Origin of the sequence: Tessaracoccus sp. ZS01 (assembly GCF_022342445.1) — a bacterium.
Lineage (GTDB): Bacteria > Actinomycetota > Actinomycetes > Propionibacteriales > Propionibacteriaceae > Arachnia.
In genome coordinates this window covers 94,807-115,824 of the sequence record NZ_PQFE01000004.1, presented here as the reverse complement: position 1 = coordinate 115,824, position 21,018 = coordinate 94,807, and the positions used below count along the sequence as shown (strand labels likewise).

Below are 21,018 nucleotides of genomic sequence, written 5' to 3'. Positions count from 1 at the left end.
GGGGACTACGAGCGTGCAACTCCTTGAATCCGTCTCCGCACTGTCGAGCACCGGCCTGATGGTCTGGCTGCTGGTGGCCATCCCGCTGGCCTCGGCCGCCTTCCTGCTGCTGGCGGGCAGGGCGACCAACGCCTGGGGTCACTGGCTGGGCACCCTGGCACCGATCGCGTCGTTCGCCATCGGCCTGGTGCTGTTCCTGCAACTCCTCGGGGCGTCCCCCGACGACCGCGCCATCAACGTCCAGCTGTACGAGTGGATCGCCACCGGCAACTGGTCGGTCGGCGTCGGCTTCCTGGCAGACCAGCTGTCGATCCTCTTCGTCCTGCTGGTCACCGGCGTCGGCTCGCTGATCCACATCTACTCGATCGGGTACATGGAGCACGACGAGCGTCGCCGTCGCTTCTTCGCCTACCTGAACCTGTTCATCGCCGCCATGTTGATCCTGGTCCTGGCGGACAACTACCTGGTGCTGTTCGTCGGTTGGGAAGGCGTGGGCCTCGCGTCCTACCTCCTGATCAGCTTCTGGGCCCACCGCCCCTCGGCGTCGGCCGCCGGCAACAAGGCCTTCATCGTCAACCGCGTCGGCGACCTCGGGTTGTCGATGGCGATCTTCACGATGCTGGCGATGTTCGGCTCGGTGCGCTTCGAGGACGTCAACGCGGGGGTCGCGAACCTGACACCCGTCTGGGTCACGCTCATCGGCTTCTTCCTGCTGCTCGGCGCGTGCGGTAAATCGGCCCAGGTGCCACTGCAGTCCTGGCTGCTGGACGCGATGGAGGGCCCCACTCCGGTGTCGGCCCTCATCCATGCTGCGACCATGGTCACCGCCGGCGTCTACCTGGTCGTGCGCTCGCACGTCATCTACGAGGCAGCGCCGATCGCCACGACGGCCGTCGCCATCGTCGGCACGGTCACGCTGCTCTTCGGTGCCTGGATCGGTACGTCGAAGGACGACATCAAGAAGGTCCTCGCGGGCTCGACGATGTCGCAGATCGGCTACATGATGCTCGCCGCGGGCCTCGGCCCCATCGGCGCCTCGTTCGCGATCTTCCACCTGATCACGCACGGCTTCTTCAAGGCCAACATGTTCCTCGGCGCCGGCTCCGTCATGCACGGCATGCACGACGACGTGAACATGCGCCACTTCGGTGCCCTGGCCCGTCCCATGCGGATCACCTTCCTGACCTTCGGGATCGGCTACCTCGCGATCATCGGCTTCCCCTTCCTCTCGGGCTTCTACTCGAAGGACCACATCATCGAGGCCGCCTTCGAGCAGAACGTGATCTACGGCGTGCTGGCCTTGCTGGGTGCAGGCATCACTGCGTACTACATGACGCGCCTGATGATGATGACGTTCTTCGGCAAGAAGCGATGGGAGGACGGCGTCGAGCCGCATGAGTCGCCGCTCGTCATGACGGTGCCCCTGATCGTGCTGGCGCTGCTGTCCATCGTGGCCGGTGTCCTCATGAACGGCTGGATCCAGGACTGGTTGGCCCCGGCCACCGGTCAGGAGCCGCACAACACGCCGCTCATCCACTTCACCACCATCGGCATCCTGACGCTGGCCGTGGTCGTCGTCGGTGTCGCGATCGGCTGGTTCCTGCACAAGGGCGACATCCCGCGCGAAGCGCCGGAGACGAAGAACCCGCTGGTGCACGCGGGCCGCCACGACCTGTACGGCGATGCCTTCAACGAGCACGCGATCATCCGCCCCACCAAGGGTCTGGCAGCCGGCATCGGTGCCTTCGACCACGGTGTCGCGGACGGCGCGGTCATGGGTTCCGCCGCGGTGGCGACCGGAGCGGGTGAATGGTTCCGCAAACTGCAGAACGGCTACGTCCGCAGCTACGGGCTGACCGCAGGGGTGGGCCTCCTGGCCCTCGCCGTCGTCGTTGTCATCGGGCAGCTGGGCTAAGGAGTAACTGAGAAATGACAATGGCATTCCCTCTTCTGACGGTCCTCGGCCTGGTGCCCATCGTCGGCGCGATCGTGCTGTTCTTCGTGAAGGGTCACGTCGGCAAGCTCGTCGGCTACGGCTTCGCGGTCACCACTCTGGTGCTCGGTGTCCTGGCGTTCATCCTGCACACGCAGGACGCCGTGCTGGCCGAGGACGTCTCCTGGATCTCCGCGATCGGCGCGCGCTACGCGCTGGACCTGGACGGGATGGGCGCCATCCTGGTGCTGATGACCGTCCTCATCGTGCCGGTCGTGCTGCTCGCCGAGTGGCACACGGGCGATGAGCCCACCTCCCGCTGGGGCGGCTCCACGTTCTTCGCGCTCGCGCTGCTGCTGCAGGGCTTCGCGCTGTTCGTGTTCATGGCCTCGGACATCCTGCTCTTCTACGTGGCCTTCGAGGCGACGCTGATCCCGACGTACTTCCTCATCGGTGGCTACGGCGGCCCCCGTCGCAGCGCCGCCGCGGTCAAGTTCCTGATCTACTCACTGGCCGGTGGCCTGGTCATGCTGGTCGCGGTGGCGGGCGTCTACGCCGTCACGGCGGCGGCCGGCTCGCCGAGCTTCCTGATCGGCGACCTCGTCGGGCTCGACATCGACACGTCCATGGGCCGCTGGCTCTTCGCGGGCTTCTTCTTCGCCTTCGCGGTGAAGGCGCCGCTGGCCGGGCTGCACACGTGGCTGCCGGACTCGGCCGAGCAGGCCACGCCGGGCACCTCGACGCTGCTCGTGGGCATCCTGGACAAGATCGGCACCTTCGGGATGATCAAGATCTGCCTCCAGGCGTTCCCCGAGGCCAGCCAGTGGGCCACCCCGGTGATCCTCATCTGGGCGATCGTGTCCATGTTCTACGGCGCCCTCATGGCGTTCGGCGCCAAGGACCTGCTGCGCCTGGTGTCCTACACCTCGATCAGCCACTTCGGCCTGATGGTGTTCGGCATCTTCGCGCTGACCAGCCAGTCCATGAGCGGCTCGATCTACTACATGCTGAACCACGGGCTGTCGACCGCCGCGCTGTTCCTCGTCGTCGGGTTCATGATCCGACGCCGCGGTTCCGCAGACATCGACGCCTACGGCGGCGTGCAGAAGGTGGCCCCGGTGCTCTCCGGCGTACTGCTGCTCGCGGGTCTCTCCGCCCTGTCGCTGCCGGGCTTCGGCAACTTCGTCGCCGAGTTCCTGGTGCTCGCCGGTTCCTGGCAGCGTTACCCCATCCACATCGCGTTCCTGGTGCTGGCCATGGTGCTGGCCGCCGTGTACGTGCTGCGGATGTACAAGACCACGATGACCGGCCCGGTGACCGAGCAGGTCGCCAGCCATGTCACCACCGATCTCACGCTTCGCGAGAAGGCCGTCGTTGCGCCGCTCATCGCCCTGCTGCTGCTGTTCGGCTTCTTCCCGAAGCCCGTGCTGGCAGTGGCGGACGACGCTGCTCAGGGCACGATGGCCACCGTCGGCGTGACCGATCCCGCCCCGCAGGCTGAGGAAGGCAACTGATGATCAACCTCTTGGAGACGCCGATCCCCGCTCCCACGCTGGAGTGGATGCTGCTGACGCCGCTCTTCATCCTGCTCGGTGTGGGTGCCCTGGGCATCCTGCTCGAGGGCTTCGTGCCCCGGCACCTCCGCCAGCCGGTGCAGGCGGGTCTGGCCGCGGTCGGCATCCTCGCCGCGCTCGGGGTGACCATCCTCAACTGGGTCCAGGAAGCACCTTCGCTCGCTGCCATGGGGCTGCTCGCGATCGACGGCCCGACCTACGTCTTCTGGACGCTGCTGCTGCTCGTCGGGCTCGCGGGGGTGGCGCTCTTCGCCGAGCGCCGCGTCGCTGGGGGAGTGTCGGCGTTCGCGTCGTCCGCCGCCACCGTGCCCGGCTCGCCGCTCGAGCGGGAGGCGGACCGCCTCCGCCGTGAGCACACCGAGGTCTTCCCGTTGCTGGTGTTCGCGCTGTTCGGCATGCTGCTGTTCTCGTCCACCAACAACCTGCTGGTGCTGTTCGTGGCGGTGGAGATCCTTTCGCTGCCGCTGTACCTGCTCACCGGCATGGCCCGCCGCCGTCGCCTGCTGAGCCAGGAAGCTGCCCTCAAGTACTTCCTCCTCGGCTCCATCGCCTCGGCGATCATGCTCTACGGCATCTCGTTGCTGTACGGCTACTCCGGCGCCCTGACGCTGGCCGGGATCGCAGATGCGGTCACCGCCGGGACCGGCTCGAAGTGGCTGCTGCTCGGCGGCATGCTGCTGGCATCGGTGGGCCTGCTGTTCAAGATGGGCGCAGTGCCGTTCCACTCGTGGACCCCGGACGCCTACATGGGCGCCCCCACCCCGGTGACGGGCTTCATGGCGGTGGCCACCAAGACCGCCGCCGTGGCCGCTCTGCTGCGGGTGTATTACGTCGCGCTCGGCGGACTCGCCTGGGACTGGCAGCTGCTGTTCTCCGTCGTCGCGGTCGTCACGATGCTGGTGGGTGCCACCGCGGCCCTCGCGCAGACCGACATCAAGCGACTGCTGGCCTACTCCTCGATCGCGCACGCCGGCTTCATCCTGGTGGGCGTCGTCGGGGCCGTGGAGGCCGGCGACAACGTGTCGGTGGCGTCCGTGGCCGCCGTCGCGTTCTACCTGCTGACCTACGGCGTGGCCACCCTGGGTGCCTTCGCCATCGTCATGATGGTGCGCCGCGCGGGCGGCGAGGCCAACGGCCTCGAGTCCTGGAAGGGCCTCGGGAGGCGCAGCCCCCTCATCGCAGCGCTCATGACCCTGTTCATGCTCAGCTTCGCGGGCATCCCGCTGACCGCCGGCTTCGTGGGCAAGCTGACCGTGTTCGCGTCGGCGTGGCAGGGCGGCTACGGCTGGCTCGTCCTCGTCGCCGTGGTGATGAGCGTCATCGCCGCGTTCTTCTACCTCAAGGTCGTCGTGGCCATGTGGTTCCAGGACGCCGACGAAGCGACCGTGGGCGTGGTCGAATCCCCGTCCGCCGGGACGTGGGTTGTGCTCGCGGTCACAGGTCTGGCTACTCTGGTCCTCGGCCTCGTGCCGGGCGGCGTGCTCGACCTGGTTGCCGGCGCCGCACAGTTCATCCGCTGACCCTAGGAGACCCACAGTGGGCAACGACCTGCTCGACGCACGCTTGACCGTGCTCCTCGACGAGTTCGAGGGGCACCTGGTCGAGAGCGCCGTGGCCAGTTCGCCGTTCGTGACCGAGGCCGCCCGCCACATCATCGCGGCGGGCGGCAAGCGGTTCCGTCCGCTGTTGGTCTTCCTCTCCTCCCACTTCGGCGGAGAATCGGACCACGACGACCTCATGCGGGCCGCCATGGTCATGGAGCTCACGCACGTGGCGAGCCTCTACCACGACGACGTCATGGACGTCGCGGACCTGCGCCGCGGCGCCCCGTCGGCCAACCGGCTGTGGGGCAACTCCGTGGCCATCCTCGTGGGCGACTTCCTGTTCGCCCGCGCCTCCACCACGGTCGCCGAGCTCGGTGTCGACTACGTCATGCTGCAGGCGGAGACGTTCTCGCGCCTGGTGCAGGGCCAGATCGCCGAGACCAAGGGCCCCGGCGAGGGCGAGGACCCGCTGGCCCACTACATCCAGGTCATCGCGGACAAGACCGGCTCGCTGATCGCCGCGTCGGCCCGCTTCGGCGGCATGGTGTCCGGCGCCCCCGACGAGGTGCTCACCGCGCTCACGAACTTCGGCGAGGAGATCGGGCTGGTGTTCCAGCTCTCGGACGACCTCATCGACATCACCTCCACCAGCACCGGCAAGACGCCCGGTACGGACCTGCGCGAGGGCGTCCCCACACTGCCCGTCCTCATGCTGCGGGCGGAGAAGGATGCGGCGGACGCGGACCTGCTCGCGCTGATCGACGGCGACCTCAGCTCCGACGAGGACCTGGAGGCCGCCCTGGAGGGGCTCAAGGCCCACCCGGTCATGGGCCGTGCGAAGGCCGAGGTCGAGCGCCACGCCGACATCGCGCGCGCCCACCTGGCGCCACTGCCCGAGGGCGAGGCGAAGGACGCGCTGCTGCAGGTGTGCACGGATCTCGTCGAGCGCACCTCCTAGGCCACGCGCGGCCCGCCGCCCGACGAGGCGGGGCCCACCGGCCCTCCGGGTAGAGTGAGGCGGTTGATTCCCCCTACCTCTTGGAGTGATGCCTCGTGGTGCTGCGCGCGCCGGGTATGCCGCTGATCCTGCTGACCGCCTCCGTGGCGTTCGCCGGCTTCGCGCTGTTGTTGCCCATCTCCCCGCTGTGGGCCGCTCGGGGCGGCGCTGCGGAGTTCGGCTCCGGCATGGCCACCACGGTCCTGATGGCCACCACCGTCCTCACCCAGCTGCAGGTCAACCGCTGGCTGGCCAGGTGGGGCTGGACCCGCACCCTGTCGCTGGGCCTCCTGGCGCTGGGGATCCCCGCCGCACTGCAGGCGATCAGCCCGGACCTGTGGGTGGTGCTCGGCACCAACGCCCTGCGCGGCGTCGGCTTCGGCGTCATCACGGTGTGCGGCGCCACCGCCGTGGCACTCCTGACCCCTCCAGAGGCGCGTGGCCGGGGTGTCGGCCTCTACGGCCTCGCCATCTCCATTCCGCAGCTGGTACTGATGTCGGTGGCGCCCCTACTGGCCGACGTGATCGGCGTGCGCTGGACGCTCGTCCTCGGCCTGCTGCCGGTGGTCGCCCTTCTGTGGGTGGCGGAACTCGGGCGGCAGATCTCCAGGCAGACGGCGGGCGACCCGGGGGCGTCCTCGGCGGGCGCGCCGCTGCTGCGCGTCCTCCCGTTGATCTGGATGCCCGTGGTCGCCCTGCTGCTCGTGACGGCCTCCGGCGGTGCCGTGCTGACCTTCGCCCCGCAGCTGGTCAGCGACCCCGTCGTGGCCATGACCGTCCTGCTCGCCGTGACGGGGCTGGCGGCCGTGGGGCGCTACCTTGTCGGTGGGCTGAGTGACCGCTACGGCACCAGGCCGTTCATCTGGTCACTGCTCTGGGTGGGCGCGCTGGGGGTGGCGGGCATCGCGGCCTCGCTGCGGTGGGGGCAGCCCGCGTGGATGATCGTCGGCGCCGCCCTGCTGGGCCTGGCTTACGGTGCGCTGCAGACGGTGACGCTGGTGCGCTCGTTCGTGGAGGCGGGGGAGGAGAACCGCGCCCCCACGTCGGTGATCTGGAACGTCGGCTTCGACGTCGGCACCGGCGTCGGCGCCATGGCGATCGGCGCGCTTGCCGGCGGGTTCGGCTTCGCCCAGGCCTTCGTCGTCACCGCGGCCGCGGTGGCGGTGGCGGGGGTCGCCATCGCGGTGCGCGAGCGCCTGGCCTGACCGGCAGGCCCCGAGCGATCAGGCCGAGTCTCGGACGACGAGTTCGGGGTGCAGGATCCTGGGCGCCGGGATCACCCCGGTCTGGAGCTGCTGGATCAGCAACTCGGCGGCGGCGGTGGCCAGCGCGAACCCGGAGTTCGTGACGGTCGTGAGGGACGGCTTGGCATAGGCGGCCAGGCTGATGTCGTCGAAGCCGACCACCCGGAGGTCGTCGGGGACCCGGACACCGTGCTCCGCGAGCGATTCCAGCACCCCCAGCGCCATGAGGTCTGAGGAGACGAAGAGCCCGTCGAGCTTCACCGCGCCGGTGGCGATCTCCTGCCCTGCGGAGAGGCCGGAGTCGCGGTCGAAGTCGCCATGCCAGATGCCGCCGGCCGACTTGCCGTGCGCCGCGAGTTCCGTGCGCCAACCGTCGAACCTGTCGCGGGCGCCCACCATGTCCAGCGGGCCGGTGACGATGCCGATGGTCGAGCAGCCCTGCTGGATGAGGTGCCGGGTGGCGAGCCGGCCGCCCAGCACGTTGTCCAGGTCGCTGTAGGCGACTTTGACGACGCCGCTGAACGGCCGACCCACCAGCACGGTGGGCACGCCGGCCGCCACGGCGGTCTCCACCACGCCGTCGGACCCGTGGTGGGACACCACGACGATGCCGTCTGCCAGGCGCGAGCGCAGGTAGTGGCGCACCCGTTGCGTCTGCCCCTGCGGGTCTCCCATCAGGAGGACCAGTTGGTAGTCGGCGCCGGTGAGGACCGAGTTGATACCGCCGATGGCGGCCTGGAAGAAGGGATCCTCGAACACCGTGCGCGTGGGTTCGGGCACCACGACGGCGATCGACATGGTTCGGCGCGTCACCAGGCTGCGGGCCGCGGCGTTGGGGACGTAGCCCAAGCGGGCCATCGCCTCCTCGACGGCGGAGCGGCGCTCCTCCGACACCTTGGCGGGCTCGATGATGGCGCGGGAAGCGGTCGCCCGCGACACGCCGGCGAGGCGTGCCACGTCTTCGAGTGTCGGCGGGCGACCGTTGAGACTCATCTCATCCTTCTTACGGCTTGGCCAGTTCGCGTGAACGGATCATGTCAGCGTACCAACGGGCAGAGGCCTTGGGCGTGCGCACCTGGGTGTCGTAATCGACGTGGACGATGCCGAAGCGCTTCTCGTAGCCCCAGGCCCATTCGAAGTTGTCCAGCAACGACCAGGCGAGGTAGCCCCGGACGTCGGCCCCGGCCTCGATGGCGTCGTGGACGGCACCGATGTGCTGGTAGAGGTAGTCGCTGCGGTCGGCGTCGGCCACGAACCCGTCGGCGTCCGGCACGTCGTTGAAGGCGGCCCCGTTCTCGGTCACGACCAGGTGGGCGCCGTGCGGGGCGGCCCAGTCGCGGCTCAGGCGCACCAGCACGTCGGTGAAGTCCGGCGCGTAGATCTCCCAGCCCATGGCGGTCAGGGGGACGTCGCGGCTGACGCCCGTGGTGTCGCCGGTGCGCGGGTGCGGCGAGCCGGGGGAGTCGACGTCGGCGCCCGGGACGGCGGCGGTGGTCTCACCGTTGTAGAAGTTGATCCCGAGCACGTCGATGGGCTGGGAGATGACCTCCAGGTCCCCATCGAGGATCAGTTCCGCGGGCCAGAGGTCGCCCATGTCGGCGATGAGGTCTGCCGGGTACTCCGCCGTGAAGAGGGGGTCCAGCCAGATGCGGTTGCGCAGGGCGTCGTGCCGCCGGGCGGCGTCGCGGTCCGCGGCGCTGTCCGGGTCTGCCGGGTGGTGGATGCCGGGGTTGATGGTGATCCCCACCTGCTTCGGCTGTGCGAGACCGAGCTCACGCAGCCGCGTCACGGCCAGCCCGTGCCCCAGGAGGAGGTGGTGGGCCGCGGCCAGTGCCTCGCGTCCGTCCTGGTGGCCCGGGGCATGCTCGCCGTTCGCGTAGCCCAGGAACGCGGAGCACCAGGGCTCGTTGAGCGTGGTCCAGATGTCGACCCGGTCGCCCAGGGCGCGGTACATCACCTCGGCGTAGTCGGCGAACCGGTGGGCGGTGTCGCGGTTGGTCCAGCCGCCCCTGTCCTGCTCGTACTGGGGCAGGTCCCAGTGGTACAGGGTCAGCCACGGCTTGATGCCATCGGCCAGGAGCTCGTCGACGAGCCGCGAGTAGAAGTCGAGACCCTTCTGGTTGACCTCCCCGGGGGCGGGCACCACGCGGGGCCAGGCCGTCGAGAACCGGTAGGCCTGGAGCCCCAGTTCCTTCATGAGGGCGACGTCCTGCGGCATGCGGTGGTAGTGGTCGCACGCCACCTCACCGGTGTCGCCACCTGCAACCTTGCCCGGGGTGGCACAGAACGTGTCCCAGATGGACGGCACGCGGCCGTCCTCGGTGTTGGCGCCCTCGATCTGGAAGGCGGCCGTGGCCGCGCCGAAGATGAAGTCGGGGGTAAAGGTGACGGGGGTCATCCCTTCACTGCTCCTTCCATGACGCCGGCCACGAGCCGACGTCCTGTGATGATGAAAACGACGATGAGTGGCACGGTGGAGATGACCACGCCGGCCATGATGAGGGAATAGTCCTTGAAGTAGCTGGCCTGCAGCAGCTGCAACGCCACGGGAAGCGTGGGATTGCTGGCATCGAGGACGATGAACGGCCAGAAGAAGTTGGTCCACTGGGCCACGAAGGTGAACAGGGCGAGCATCGCGGCAGCCGGCATCGCGGCGGGGAGTGCGACGTGGCGGAACGTGCTGATCATGGAGCAGCCGTCGACGCGGGCCGCTTCGATCAGCTCGTAGGGCAGCGCCTGGCTCAGGTACTGGGTCATCCAGAACACGCCGAAAGCGGTGACGATGTTGGGGATGATGACGGCGGCGAGGCTACCGGTGAGCCCCAGTTCGCTCATGACGATGAACAGCGGGACGATGCCCAGCTGCATCGGCACGGCCATGGTGGCGATGACGAAGATCAGCAGCGGCCCCTTGCCGCGGAAGCGCAGCTTTGCGAAGGCGTAACCGGCCAGGGTCGAGAAGATCACGAGGAACACCGAGGTGACCGTCGAGACGATGACGCTGTTGGTGAAGGCCCGCCAGAAGTTGATGTCGGAGCTGAGCACCCGGTTGAGGTTCTCGATGAGGTTGCCCTGCGGCAGCAGGGGCGGAATGGGATTGCGGGCGATGGTGGCCGCGTCGGAGCTCGCCAGCTGGATGGCGTAGTAGAGGGGGTAGATGGAGATGAGCAGCACCAGCGTCAGGGTCACGTACGTGCCCCACCCGGCCCGGCGCCTGCCGGAGACCAGCCCCAGCTTGCGGCGGGCGTAACGGGCTGCGCCCTTGCCCGCGGTCTGTTCGATCATGGGTGTCGAATGCATCACACGGCCTCCTTGGTGCGCTGCCTGGCCTTGCGGCCCTCGGAACTGGAGATGCGGCTGGTCAGCCAGAAGTTGATCACGCCGATGACGATGATGATGAGGAACAGCAGCCACGCCACCGCCGAGGCCCGGCCGAAGCTGCGTTGCGGCCCCCAGCCCAGTTCGTAGAGGTACATCGTGAGCGTCTGCCACTGCCGGTCCGCTCCGCCCTGACCCAACTGGTCGAACATGCGCGGCTCGTCGAAGATCTGCAGGCCGCCGATGGTGGAGGTGATGATGACGAAGATCATCGTGGGACGCAGCGACGGCAGTGTCACGGAGAAGAACTGCTGGACCCGGTTGGCCCCGTCGACGACGGCGGCCTCATAGAGTTCGCGCGGCACGGCCTGCATGGCGGCCAGGAAGATCAGCGTGTTGTAGCCGGTCCACCGGAAGTTCACCATCGTCGCGATCGCCACGTGGGCCGCGAAGCTGTCCGAGTGCCAGCCGACGGGGTTCATCCCGATCTGGCCGAGCAGGGTGTTGATCAGGCCGGAGCTGTCCGCGAAGAGCTTGGAGAAGATCAGGGAGACCGCCACCGGTGCCACCACGTAGGGCAGGAGGACGCCCATGCGCCACAGGGTCTTGGACCGCAGGTTGGCGTCGAGCATCCAGGCGATGAAGATCGCCGCGATCAGCTGGGGCACGGACGACAGCAGGAAGATCGAGAACGTGTTGCGCAGCGCGTTGTAGAAGCGCGGCTGCTGCAGGACGTCGATGAAGTTCTGGAGCCCGACGAAGTCCCCTTGGCCGCCGATCAGGTGCCAGTCGTGCACGGAGACCCAGGCGGTGTAGATGAGCGGGTAGAGCCCCACGATCGCGAAGAGGATGAAGAAGGGGCTGATGTAGAGGTAGGGCGAGTACTTGACGTCCCAGCGGTTCGCCCGCTGCCGCCAGGTGGTCATGGATGGCATTCGCAGTTCCTTGGGTGGGTGGTGGGCCCGGCGGCGCGCCGGGCCCACCCAGTCGGGGGATCAGTTGAGGCCGAGGGCCTCGTAGGCTTCGATGGCCTTGTCCCACGACGACGCCGCGTCGTCGGTGCCGGACTCGACGCGGTTCAGCGCATCGGTGACGGTGGCGCGGATCGAGAAGTAGTTCGGGCCCTTGAAGGGGGTGACGTCGACGGCGGCCGCACGGTTGGCGAGGATCTCGCCGGTGGGCGCGCCGCTGAAGAACTCGTTGGTCTGGCCGAGGAGTTCTTCACTGTCCAGGGCGTCCACCTGCGAGGGGAAGGTGCCCTTCGACATGAAGGCCTTGATCTGCTGCTCAGGGGCTGTCAGCCACGCCGCGAGCTCGCGGGCGGCCTCGGGGTTGGCCGACTGCTCGGGGACGGTCAGGAACGAGCCGCCCCAGTTGCCGCCGCCGCCGGGGAACACGTCAGCGACGTCCCAACCGGTCACGCCGGCCGCGTTGCCTTCGATGACGCCCATCATCCAGCCCGGGCACAGCATCGTGGCGAAGCCGTCGTTCTGGAAGGCTGCGGTCCAGTCTTCGCTCCACTGGGCGTACCCGGCGGAGAGGTCGTCGGCCTTGGCCTGCATGATCTGGTCGTAGATGCTCTTGATCTCCGCGTTGTCGGCCAGGGGGATAGGCGTGCCGTCCTCGCTCTCGAACGGGGTGGCGACCTGGTTGACCATGCCCTGGAAGGTGGCGTCGGAGGAGTCGTACCAGGCGGCGTCGGACTTGGCGACGAAGTCCTTGCCCACGTTGAAGTAGGTGTCCCAGTCGCCCTCGAGGAGGTCGGCGACGGCTTCACGGTCCGACGGCAGGCCCGCGGCCTCGAAGAGGTCCGAGCGGTAGCACACGGCCTCGGGGCCGATGTCGGTGCCGTAACCGATCAGCTGGCCGTCGGCGGTGGTGGCGGAGGCTTCCTTCCATTCGAGCCAGCGGCCTTCGACGTCGTCGTTCTTGAGATCGACGAACTTGTCGGCGTACTGCATCAGTTCGGGCAGCCAGTCGACCTCGACGGCTTCGATGTCCGAGAGGCCGGAGCCGGCGGCCAGGCGGGTGTTGAGGTTGTCGCGGGCCTCGTCGGTCGTGGCGGCCTTCTTGTGCTCGATCTTCACGTTGGGGTGCTCATCCATGTAGTCCTGGAAGAGATCCTCGTAGCCGAATTCGTTGAACGTGGCCACGCGCAGGGTGATCTGCTCGTCGCTGCTGGCGCCGGTCTCGTTGTCGGCAGGCTCCGCACTGGCGGAACAGGCGGTGAGCCCGATGGCCAGCGCACTGACCAGGGCGATGGAACGCTTCTTCACTATGACTCCTTCGTCATGTCCGTGCGCTCCGTGGGAGCGCTCTCATTGGGTAACTCTCATCCTTTCCGGGAGGTGAGTCAAGCTGGAGGAGCGTTCTGTTACCAAATCGAGACATGAGAGCGATCTCATATTTCCGTAAGCGGCCGTGACAAGGGGTGATACAAAAAGGGCTGGAGCGCCATGATCAGCGCTCCAGCCCTCTGCCGAGAGATCACCAGATGGTGACGCGGTCCTCCGGGGCGAGCCAGAGGGCGTCGTCGGCGCTGACCTCGAAGGCGCCGTAGAAGGCGTCGAGGTTGCGCACGATCTGGTTGCAGCGGAACTCGTTGGGCGAGTGCGGGTCCGTCGCCAACAGGACCCTCATGGCCTCGGGGCGCCGCTTGCCGCGCCACGCCTGCGCCCAGCCGGTGAAGAAGCGCTGGGCCGGGGTCAGCCCGTCGACCGCCTCGCCGCGGGGGTCGCCGCCGGCGAGCAGCCACGCGTCGTAGGCGATGCCCAGGCCGCCGAGGTCGCCGATGTTCTCCCCGACGGTGAGCCTGCCGTTGACGCCGGCCCCCTCGATGCCTTCCGGGACGAGCCCCTCGTACTGACCGATCAGCCGCTCGGCGAGTGCCTCGAAGGACTCCCTGTCGGCGGGCTGCCACCAGTCGCGCAGGCGGCCGTCACCGTCGCAGGTGCTGCCCTTGTCGTCGAAGCCGTGCCCGATCTCGTGGCCGATGACCGCGCCGATGGCGCCGTAGTTGACCGCGTCGTCCGCGTCGGCGTTGAAGAAGGGCGGCTGCAGGATGGCTGCGGGGAACACGATCTCGTTGCGCAGCGGGTGGTAGTAGGCGTTGACCGTCTGCGGGAACATCTGCCACTCGTCGCGGTCCACCGGCCCGCCGATGCGCTCCAAGGTGTAGTCCAGCTCGAAGGAGTTCGCGGCGAGCACGTTGGCGACCAGGTCGTCGGCGGTGACCGGCAGCGCCGAGTAGTCGCGCCACTTCACCGGGTAACCGATCTTGGGCGTGAACTGGCTGAGCTTGCGCAGCGCCTCGGCGCGGGTCTCCTCGGTCATCCAGGTCAGCTTCGTGATGGAGTTCTCGTAGGCCTTCATCAGGTTGCCCACCAACTCGTCCATGGCGGCCTTCGCCTCGGGCTTGAAGTGGCGCTCCACGTAGAGACGGCCGACGGCTTCGCCGAGCACACCCTCCACCAGGGCGAGGCCGCGCTTCCAGCGGGGGCGCTGCTCCTCGTTGCCGGCCAGTGTCTTCTCGTAGAAGTCGAAGCGGGCCTCGACGAAGTCCTCGGACAGGTAGGCCGACAGCCCCGAAAGCGCCTTCCATCGTGCCCACGAGCGCCACGTGTCGAGGGGCGCCGAGACCAGCACAGGCGCCACCCGTTCGAGGAACGACGGCTGGCTGACGATCAGTTCGGCCAGCTTCGCGCGGGGGATCCCGGCTCCTTCGAGGAAGGCGTCCCAGTCGAACCCGGGCGTGGCGGAGATGACGTCCTCCAACGAGGTGGGGTTGTACATCGCCCGCAGGTCGCGGCAGCGGACCCTGTCCCAGTGGTGTGACGCGATCTCCGTCTCGACGGCGAGGACGGCCTGGCCCTGCTGCTCGGCAAGTTCGAAGCCGGCCAGTTCGAAGACGCGCGTCAGGTGGGCCAGGTACTTCTCCCGGATCTCGGCGTGCTCATCGAGGCGGTAGTAGGCCTCGTCGGGCAGCCCCAGGCCACCCTGCGAGGCGAACACGGCGTAACGGCTGGGATCCCCCGGGTCTGATTCCTCGTAGAGGTGCACCAGAGGGCTCAGCCCGTGGCGCAGCGACCAGCCGAGGTGCCGGGCCAGGGCGACAGGCGAATCGATGGCGTCGATGCTGTCCAGGATGGGGCGCACCGGTTCGATGCCGAGCGCCTCGATGCGGTCCGTGTCCATGAAGGAGGCGTAGAGCGCAGCGATACGACCCTCGTCGGTGGCCGGATCGCCCTGCTGCTGCTCCTCCACGATCGCGCGCACGTCGAGTTCTGCGGCGTTGCGCAGGTCCACGAAACCGCCGGCCGAGGACTGGTCGGGTTCGATGGTGGCCGTCCGCAGCCAGGTCCCGTTGACGTGGCGGAAGAGGTCGTCCTGTGGACGGACGGCGGGGTCGGAATGTTCGAAGTCGATCGCAGGGGTCATGGCCGCCACCCTACCGTCGCTATCCGGTGCTCCAGGTGACCTCGATGGCCGACGGATCGCGGCCCAGCATGGAGGCGCGCACGTCTGCGGAGATCGTCGGCGTGGGGTGCGAGCCGGACCCGTTGCTGTAGCTGATGTCGAGGGAGGTGGCCAGCCGCAGCCGGATCAGGGCCACGCTCTGGTCGTCGGCCACCAGCGTGGGGGAAGCTTCGGACCAGGGGTTGTTCGTGAGGCGCCATCTCGCCGAGGAGACCGTCGCGCCACCCGCCGCTTCCGCCTGGTTGGGACACCCCGCGGGCGCGATGCTCGGGGTGCTGAAGCAGGCGTTCAGGGAGGCCCTGGCGGCCCCGATCAGTGCGTCACGACCGGCCTCCGTGAGCTCTGGCGTGATGTTGACCTTCACGGCGTCGGCCCGGGACGGGGAGGCCACCTGCAGCATGCTGGTCTCGGTGAAATCGAGGAAGGGCAGGCCGGTGGAGACCTCGTAGGTGCCGGGCACGACCTCATAGGTGAGCGACGGGTCGACCCTCTGGCCGTTGACCAGCACCGGGAGATTCTGGCCGCCGGCGAGCACGAACTCCGCGGTGACGGTGGTCTGCGCCAGGCGGTACCTGCCGTTGTCCAGCAGGTTGAGCGAGATGGTCGTCTCGAACGGCTCGCCCCCAATGAGGTAGCGCACCGGGATGTCGGTGGCCGTCAGGCTGTCCGACAGGATCTCGACGTCGGTGATGGGGCTGAGTTCGCGGGAGCGGGCGTAGACGTCGGCGTTCAGCAGTGCCTGGGAACCGTTGCCGCCCGTGTCGCCCATCGCCAGCGCGCGGGCCAGGTCGCCGGTGGAGAGCGCCTCGAAGTACTCCGAGACGATCTCCTGCGGCGTCTGTGCCGTGACCTCAGAGATGCTCGCCGTCGGGCTGGGGAGGGAGACGATCGTGTCCGGATCATCGGCGACCGGTCTGAAGTGGTTCACGTAGAGGAAACCGGTGAGCACCCCGACGGCGAGGATCAGCGCCATTCCCCAGCCCAGGGCCCGCACGGGGAAGGGGCGCCGGGTGGCGGCCTCCTCAGGGGGAGGTGCGACGAACCGGCTGTGGTTGCGGGCCCGGGTGAGCACGGACTGCATGCCGACGGCATCGAACGTATCCAGGGCAGGCGCCTCGTCGCCCGTCATGGGGCGGGTGGGCGTCGTCGGTGACGTGGGGCCGTCGGGCGGCAGCGGCTGATGCCAACCCGGCTGCCGGTCTGTCATCGCGTCTCTGCCTCCCAGGTATCTGGCCCGGCGAGCACCGCGGCAAGCGCGGCCTCGGTGTCTGCGGCCCTTGCGGTACCGATCTGGTCTCGGACGAGGTCATCATAACTGGGGCGCTCAACACGCCTGAAGATGCCGATGGGGGCCTGCCGGAGCACGCCCGGTTCCGTGAGGCGCGACAGCGCGAACGCCAGCGTGGGGTCCTGGCGCGTCTCGTCGTGCACGACGATGCTGGCCTGGTCCACCTCAGCGGTGCGGACCACCTTCAGGTCGCCGTCGGCACCCCTGGCAACGGCCAGTTCGCCATTGCCGAACGTGATGGGCTCGCCGTGCACCAGCTTGATGAGCAGACCGTCCGGGCCCTTCAACGTGGAGAACGCGTCATCGTTGAAGATGGGGCAGTTCTGGTAGATCTCCACCAGCGACGTGCCGCGGTGGTTGGCCGCCGCCGTCAGCACCTCGGACAGGTGCGCGCGGTCCGAGTCGATGGTGCGGGCCACGAAGGTGGCCTCCGCGCCGAGCGCGAGCGTGACGGGGTTGAACGGGGTGTCCACCGAGCCGTACGGCGTCGACTTGGTGAGCTTGCCGATCTCCGAGGTGGGGGAGTACTGGCCCTTGGTGAGGCCGTAGATCCGGTTGTTGAACAGCAGGATGGTGAGGTTCACGTTGCGGCGCAGCGTGTGGATCAGGTGGTTGCCGCCGATGGAGAGGGCGTCACCGTCTCCCGTCACGACCCAGACGTTGAGGTCCGGCCGCGTCATGGCCACGCCCGTGGCGATGGCCGGCGCGCGCCCGTGGATGGAGTGCATGCCGTAGGAGTCCACGTAGTACGGGAACCGCGACGAGCAGCCGATGCCCGAGATGATGACGGTGTTCTCACGCTTGATGCCGAGCGTGGCCATCATGGACTGGAAGGTTGACAGGACGGCGTAGTCGCCACAGCCGGGGCACCAGCGCACCTCCTGATCCGAGGTGAAGTCCTTCTTGCTGAGCGGTTCGACGCTCAGCGGAACTCCGACGAGACCCGACATCAGTTGTCCTCCTTGGTGGTGGCGTCGATCTCCGCGCACAGGTCGACCTCGAGCTCGGTGAGCGAGATGGGCAGCCCACGGACGCGCGAGTAGCGCGTGATGGCCTTGGCGTAGCGCGCCTGCAACACGACGGCGAGCTGGCCGAGGTTCATCTCGGGCACCACAACCTTGTCGTAGCGGTGCAGGATGTCGCCCAGGTTGTCCGGCATGGGGTTGAGGTGACGCAGGTGCGCGAGCGCGACCTTGCGTCCGGAGAGGCGGACGCGCCGTGCGGCCGCGGTGATGGGGCCGTACGTGGAACCCCAGCCGAGCACCAGTACCCGGGCGTCGCCGCTGGGGTCGTCGACGACGAGGTCCGGGATGTCGCGGGCGATGCCCCGCAACTTAGCCCGGCGCGTGAGCGTCATGGCCTCGTGGTTGTCCGGGTCGTAGGAGATGTTGCCGGTGCCCTCGGACTTCTCGAGGCCGCCGATGCGGTGCTCCAAGCCGGGGGTGCCCGGCACGGCCCAGGCACGGGCGAGGGTCTCGGGGTCACGCGCGTAGGGCAGGAACGCGTCCTTGCCGGAGGCGTCGGTGCCGTTGAACTCGGTTGCGAAGCCGGGTTCGATGGGCTCGATCCGGCTGAGGTCCGGCAGCTTCCAGGGTTCCGCGCCGTTGGCGAGGTACCCGTCGGACAGCATGATGACCGGCGTGCGGTACTTCACGGCGATGCGGCAGGCCTCGAGCGCGGTGTCGAAGCAGTCCGTCGAGGACTTGGCGGCCAGTACGGGCAGCGGCGACTCGCCGTTGCGGCCGTACATCGCCTGCAGCAGATCTGCCTGCTCGGTCTTCGTGGGCATGCCGGTGGACGGGCCGGAGCGCTGCACGTTGACGACGACGAGCGGGAGTTCGGTCATCACCGCCAGGCCGATGGTCTCGGCCTTCAGCGCCATGCCGGGGCCCGATGTGGTGGTGACGCCCAAGGAGCCGGCGAACGAAGCGCCCAGCGCCGCGCCGACGGCGGCGATCTCGTCCTCCGCCTGGAAGGTCATGACGCCCAGGTCCTTGCGGCGCGACAGTTCGTGCAGGATGTCCGAGGCGGGGGTGATGGGGTAGGACCCCAGGAAGAGTTGCAGGCCGGCCTTGTGGGCGCCCGTGATGAGGCCGTAGGCCGTGGCGATGTTGCCCGATACCTGGCGGTAGCGGCCGGCGGGCACAGGCGCGGGGGCGATGGTGTAGTTGACCTCGAACGCCTCCGTGGTCTCGCCGTAGGCGTGACCGGCCTTGAAGGCCGCGATGTTGGCGTCGCGGATGTCCGGCTTGGAGGCGAACTTCTCGCTGAGGAACCGCAGGGTGCCGTCGACGGGGCGCGAGTACAGCCAGCTCAGCAGGCCCAGGGCGAACATGTTCTTCGTGCGGGAGGCGTCCTTGCGGGTCAGCCCGAAACCCTCGACGGCGCCGGTGGCCAGGCCGGTGAGGTCCAGCGAGTGCACGGAGTAGTTGGTGAGGCTGCCGTCCTCGAGCGGGTTGGTCTGCCACCCGATCTTCTTGAGGTTGCGGGCCGTGAAGTCGGCCGTGTCGACGATGATGACCCCGCCCTTGGGCAGGTCCTTCAGGTTCGCCTTCAACGCAGCCGGGTTCATCGCGACGAGCACGTCCGGCCGGTCACCGGGGGTCACGATGTCGAAGTTGGCGAAGTGCAGCTGGAAGCTGGACACCCCGTGCAGCGTGCCCTGTGGCGCGCGGATCTCCGCCGGGAAGTTGGGCAGCGTCGCGATGTCGTTGCCGAACGCGGCCGTTTCGGCCGTGAACCGGTCTCCGGTGAGCTGCATGCCGTCGCCGGAGTCACCGGCGAAACGGATGACCACCCGGTCGAGCGAGAGCTGGTCTGCCACTGTGTGTTCCCTCTTGTCGTATCGCCGGAGACGAATCGTCCCCGGTCAGAGTTTAGACCCGGTGTTCCACGGGTCCCTCAGCGCATAACACCGCGCAGCCCCCGATTAGTCCCGATCGCTCGGCGAAATCCCGGTTCAGCTGTCAGGGGACACGGCGGCGAACAGCGACATGGCGGACTGCGAGCTCGCCTTGTGGTTGTACATGCTCGTCTCCAGGCCGACGATCGCGGCCAGCCTGTTGTTGTCGTCGATCAGTTGCAGCCCGGCGTAGACGTGGCCGCCGGCCCGTGCCGGGAGCCCGAACCGGACGGTCTGAGGGCTGGCGGCGGTGCACTTGCTCCAGTCGCCGATCCCGCACAGGCCATGGCCCTCCGCCACCAGCGACGCGGCCATGTGGTGCCAGACCAGCTTGCCGTTGTCCGCCAGGGGACAGAAGTAGGAGTGCCAGCCCGACGGGGACACCCGCCCCCGGAACTCCGGCTTCGTCACGATGCAGCCGCGCCCGGCGTCCTGGTAATCGCGGAACTGGAAGGACTGCCGCACCGGGAGAAGGGTGGGCGTGGCGAGGTTCTGCACCCAGAGGGTCTTGTCCGCGCCCCCGGCCGGGCTCGGGAAGAGCGACTGTGTCACGACGGCCGGGTTCACTGAGCGGGGCGGCAGCCACGGCGGCTGCTTCTGGGTCTCCGGGACCATCGAGCGGCCGGCCGCCGGTGCCTTCGTCGAACCGAACATGAAACCGAGCGCGTTGACGCTGCCCTGGTGCGTGTGGGCGGCGAGGCGCAGCTCGCTGTGGGCGGCGCCCGGCGGCGGTGGCGTCGAGGTAGGTCTCCGTGATGAACGAGTTGTTCCAGAACAACCGGAGGCGGTTGCCGCCCGAGTGGTCATAGGTGCCGTAGCGCACGGTCGGCTTCGCGGTGAAGGACCGGGCCGCCCGCACGTCGCAGGTGCCGGCGGGCAACGCGGGCAGCCCCATGCGGGTGCGGTCGGCGTTGTCCGGGGCGCTGACAGTGCAGCCGGTGGGGCGGTCGGCGATGGAGGTGCGGAAGGCGCCGTAGTCGGACTCGCGCGCCATGTCCCAGGTGAATGACCAGTAGCTCTCCCTGAACGTGCCCAGCTTGCCGGCCGGGTCGAGCTCCACCTGGCTGAGCCGGCCGGTGCCGCGTGCCTGGCCGCCCTCGTTCGGGTTGGTGATGATCGTGCCCAGCGTGAAGAACCGCCGGCCGTGCAGGAAGTCCGGCGCCCGTCGGATCGGGTCCGCCTCCAGACCCACCTTCATCGAGCCCGGTGTGACGCGGACGATGTTGTTGAACATCCACTGGTTGACGGCCTCGATCCGGCCGCCCACGGAGGTGTAGGCCGTCCCGTGGATGTAGCTGCGGCAGCCGTCCTTGCCGGTGGCCGCCGTGCCGCACTCGGTGCGCCACCTACGGCCCCCTTCCGTCCACTCGCCGGGGGTGGCCAGGGGGTTGTTGCCCCACAGGTTGTGCGCCACCGGCTTGTAGGTGAGGTTGTTGAACGCCCAGCCGTTGGCCTGGGTGAAGCGGCCGGCCGCGTCGCGGGTGATCTGCGTCGCGTAGATCTCCGTGCGGCAGCGGTCGATCGTCGGGGAGTACGCGGCACACACCGTCATCCACTGGCGGCCGTTGAGCGTGTGGGTGCCGGGCGTGGTGTACACGTCCAGTGCAGCCGATTCCGGGGCCTCCGTGACGGTGGGTAGCAGCACGCCGCCCACTGCCATGAGCGCGGCCAGCACGACGGTCTTCAGGCGGTTCATCAGGTTCTTCTCCCCAGCGCTCTCGCGACGTGTTCGCCGATCACGG

15 protein-coding genes are annotated in these 21,018 nt (G+C 68.5%); 5 read left to right on the top strand and 10 right to left on the bottom strand.

Annotation, left to right across the window (positions count from 1 at the left end; translation table 11 throughout):
- Window positions 1–58: 58 nt before the first annotated feature.
- The 5 genes from nuoL (at window position 59) to C3E87_RS06590 (ending at window position 7,253) form a co-directional block, all read left to right on the top strand.
- Window positions 59–1,915 carry an NADH-quinone oxidoreductase subunit L gene (gene nuoL, locus C3E87_RS06610; protein ID WP_076061021.1) on the top strand — a complete coding sequence of 619 codons (1,857 nt, stop codon included), beginning with the start codon at window positions 59–61 and terminating at the stop codon, window positions 1,913–1,915.
- Between the two features lie 20 nt (window positions 1,916–1,935).
- On the top strand, window positions 1,936–3,447 hold the full coding sequence (locus C3E87_RS06605) for an NADH-quinone oxidoreductase subunit M (RefSeq protein WP_076060832.1): 1,512 nt from the start codon (window positions 1,936–1,938) through the stop codon (window positions 3,445–3,447).
- A complete protein-coding gene (gene nuoN / locus C3E87_RS06600) occupies window positions 3,447–5,027 on the top strand; it encodes an NADH-quinone oxidoreductase subunit NuoN (protein ID WP_076060830.1) in 1,581 nt (526 codons plus the stop codon). The genes C3E87_RS06605 and nuoN overlap by 1 nt, the downstream gene beginning before the upstream one ends.
- Window positions 5,028–5,043: 16 nt before the next feature.
- Entirely contained in the window at window positions 5,044–6,009 is a 966-nt protein-coding gene (locus tag C3E87_RS06595; protein ID WP_143570928.1) for a polyprenyl synthetase family protein, read from the top strand.
- A gap of 95 nt (window positions 6,010–6,104) precedes the next feature.
- Complete coding sequence (locus C3E87_RS06590; RefSeq protein WP_143570927.1) at window positions 6,105–7,253, top strand: MFS transporter; 1,149 nt, start codon at window positions 6,105–6,107, stop codon at window positions 7,251–7,253.
- Between the two features lie 18 nt (window positions 7,254–7,271).
- Here C3E87_RS06590 and C3E87_RS06585 read toward each other — a convergent pair whose 3' ends face one another.
- The 10 genes from C3E87_RS06585 to C3E87_RS06540 form a co-directional block, all read right to left on the bottom strand.
- Window positions 7,272–8,285, bottom strand: a complete 1,014-nt coding sequence (locus C3E87_RS06585) for a LacI family DNA-binding transcriptional regulator (RefSeq protein ID WP_076060823.1) — start codon at window positions 8,283–8,285, stop codon at window positions 7,272–7,274.
- Between the two features lie 10 nt (window positions 8,286–8,295).
- Window positions 8,296–9,690 carry a GH1 family beta-glucosidase gene (locus C3E87_RS06580; RefSeq protein WP_076060820.1) on the bottom strand — a complete coding sequence of 465 codons (1,395 nt, stop codon included), beginning with the start codon at window positions 9,688–9,690 and terminating at the stop codon, window positions 8,296–8,298.
- On the bottom strand, window positions 9,687–10,592 hold the full coding sequence (locus C3E87_RS06575) for a carbohydrate ABC transporter permease (RefSeq protein ID WP_076060818.1): 906 nt from the start codon (window positions 10,590–10,592) through the stop codon (window positions 9,687–9,689). The genes C3E87_RS06580 and C3E87_RS06575 overlap by 4 nt, the downstream gene beginning before the upstream one ends.
- Complete coding sequence (locus C3E87_RS06570; RefSeq protein WP_076060815.1) at window positions 10,592–11,545, bottom strand: carbohydrate ABC transporter permease; 954 nt, start codon at window positions 11,543–11,545, stop codon at window positions 10,592–10,594. Before C3E87_RS06570 ends, C3E87_RS06575 begins: the two co-directional genes overlap by 1 nt.
- 60 nt (window positions 11,546–11,605) lie before the next feature.
- Entirely contained in the window at window positions 11,606–12,886 is a 1,281-nt protein-coding gene (locus C3E87_RS06565; protein ID WP_076060812.1) for an ABC transporter substrate-binding protein, read from the bottom strand.
- Between the two features lie 211 nt (window positions 12,887–13,097).
- Window positions 13,098–15,047, bottom strand: coding sequence for a M13 family metallopeptidase (locus tag C3E87_RS06560; protein WP_076060809.1), 1,950 nt, complete (start codon window positions 15,045–15,047; stop codon window positions 13,098–13,100).
- Window positions 15,048–15,066: 19 nt separating this feature from the next.
- Window positions 15,067–16,293, bottom strand: a complete 1,227-nt coding sequence (locus tag C3E87_RS06555; protein ID WP_076060806.1) for a hypothetical protein — start codon at window positions 16,291–16,293, stop codon at window positions 15,067–15,069.
- Window positions 16,290–17,324, bottom strand: coding sequence for a 2-oxoacid:ferredoxin oxidoreductase subunit beta (locus C3E87_RS06550; RefSeq protein WP_076060803.1), 1,035 nt, complete (start codon window positions 17,322–17,324; stop codon window positions 16,290–16,292). Before C3E87_RS06550 ends, C3E87_RS06555 begins: the two co-directional genes overlap by 4 nt.
- Complete coding sequence (locus C3E87_RS06545) at window positions 17,324–19,198, bottom strand: 2-oxoacid:acceptor oxidoreductase subunit alpha (protein ID WP_233120748.1); 1,875 nt, start codon at window positions 19,196–19,198, stop codon at window positions 17,324–17,326. Before C3E87_RS06545 ends, C3E87_RS06550 begins: the two co-directional genes overlap by 1 nt.
- A 142-nt stretch (window positions 19,199–19,340) precedes the next feature.
- A complete protein-coding gene (locus tag C3E87_RS06540; RefSeq protein WP_143570925.1) occupies window positions 19,341–20,972 on the bottom strand; it encodes a hypothetical protein in 1,632 nt (543 codons plus the stop codon).
- Window positions 20,973–21,018 lie beyond the last annotated feature (46 nt).

What these genes read in the sequence shown, in the direction of transcription:
- nuoL (WP_076061021.1), top strand. Translation starts at nt 59, where the DNA reads ATGGTCTGGCTGCTGGTGGCCATCCCGCTGGCCTCGGCCGCCTTCCTG.
- C3E87_RS06605 (WP_076060832.1), top strand. Translation starts at nt 1,936, where the DNA reads ATGGCATTCCCTCTTCTGACGGTCCTCGGCCTGGTGCCCATCGTCGGC.
- nuoN (WP_076060830.1), top strand. Translation starts at nt 3,447, where the DNA reads ATGATCAACCTCTTGGAGACGCCGATCCCCGCTCCCACGCTGGAGTGG.
- C3E87_RS06585 (WP_076060823.1), bottom strand. Translation starts at nt 8,285, where the DNA reads ATGAGTCTCAACGGTCGCCCGCCGACACTCGAAGACGTGGCACGCCTC.
- C3E87_RS06580 (WP_076060820.1), bottom strand. Translation starts at nt 9,690, where the DNA reads ATGACCCCCGTCACCTTTACCCCCGACTTCATCTTCGGCGCGGCCACG.
- C3E87_RS06575 (WP_076060818.1), bottom strand. Translation starts at nt 10,592, where the DNA reads ATGCATTCGACACCCATGATCGAACAGACCGCGGGCAAGGGCGCAGCC.
- C3E87_RS06570 (WP_076060815.1), bottom strand. Translation starts at nt 11,545, where the DNA reads ATGCCATCCATGACCACCTGGCGGCAGCGGGCGAACCGCTGGGACGTC.
- C3E87_RS06560 (WP_076060809.1), bottom strand. Translation starts at nt 15,047, where the DNA reads ATGACCCCTGCGATCGACTTCGAACATTCCGACCCCGCCGTCCGTCCA.
- C3E87_RS06555 (WP_076060806.1), bottom strand. Translation starts at nt 16,293, where the DNA reads ATGACAGACCGGCAGCCGGGTTGGCATCAGCCGCTGCCGCCCGACGGC.
- C3E87_RS06550 (WP_076060803.1), bottom strand. Translation starts at nt 17,324, where the DNA reads ATGTCGGGTCTCGTCGGAGTTCCGCTGAGCGTCGAACCGCTCAGCAAG.
- C3E87_RS06540 (WP_143570925.1), bottom strand. Translation starts at nt 20,972, where the DNA reads ATGAACCGCCTGAAGACCGTCGTGCTGGCCGCGCTCATGGCAGTGGGC.